The 965-nt window shown below is 66.4% G+C and carries 1 protein-coding gene; it reads right to left on the bottom strand.

The features are described from left to right. Positions 1-926: glycosyltransferase (locus tag A5711_RS17990; protein ID WP_067948853.1), on the bottom strand; the 926-nt coding region annotated here is incomplete at its 3' end. Positions 927-965: the final 39 nt, after the last annotated feature.

Raw genomic sequence — 965 nt, 5'->3', positions numbered from 1 at the left:
ACCTTGACGTGGTCGAAGTGCGGCACGTCGCTGAAATCGCTCCACCCGGAGCACACCAGCGCCCGCTCACCCAGCTCCGCGCACGCCGCGCCGATCAGAGCGACCGTGTCGGCCGGCGATTCGGCAACCGGCATGCTGCCAAAGCCGAAGCAAATCGGCGGTGTCCCCTTCGCGATCCACGACAACACCTCGTCGTCGGTATCGGTGGGCAGCTCCATCGTCAGCGATCCAACGAAAGGACGCTGGCCGCCCCATTTCGCCCATTCGGCAGCGAGCCCGGGGAAGCACACCTCGTCGTAGGCCTGGATTTCCAGCGATTCGCGTTCGGCGATCCTTCGCGGCGAGGGTTTGTTGGCCGCTGGTAGGCCGAGTTCTCGGCGCTGTTCGTTCTCGACCTGCCTCGTCGAGCGCCAGAACAGCCACTCGACCGCTTTCATGGTGGAGCGGAACAGCGGCGCCGGCACGCTCGGAACGAGCTGCCCGTTGGCCCGCATCGGGAAGTGATGCAGTGTCGCCAGCGGAATGTTGTAGTGTTCCGCGACGTTGGCGGCGGCCTGCTCGAAATTCAGGCCGGTGCACAATAGGTCAGCGTCGGCGGCGAGGGACGTCAGCGCCGCGCTGACCTCGCCCCAATGCCGGATGAGGGGCTCCCAGACCTTGCGCATCAACCTGATCGGGCTGCGGATCGTCCAGATGTTCCGGAAGAACTCAGCCCACATGTTGCGGAGGAACTCCTCGTCCAGGAAGTCGTGCAGTTCCGGGCCGTACGGGACCGCCGCGAGCCCGGTGGACTCGGCGAAACCCATCAATTCCGGTGGGACGGCCACGGCCACGTCGTGCCCTCGGCGCAGCAGCTCGCGGCCGACCGCTGCCAATGGCTCGATGTCGCCGCGCGTTCCGTAGCCGGCGAGGGCGAATTTCGTCACGGGTCCTAGCCTTGCAGTTGCCGTGCGCCGGCGACGTCA

The organism is Mycobacterium sp. E2238, from assembly GCF_001672665.1.
Classification (GTDB): domain Bacteria; phylum Actinomycetota; class Actinomycetes; order Mycobacteriales; family Mycobacteriaceae; genus Mycobacterium.
Note: the sequence above shows the minus strand (reverse complement) of the source record. Positions and strands in the feature narration are given on the sequence as shown.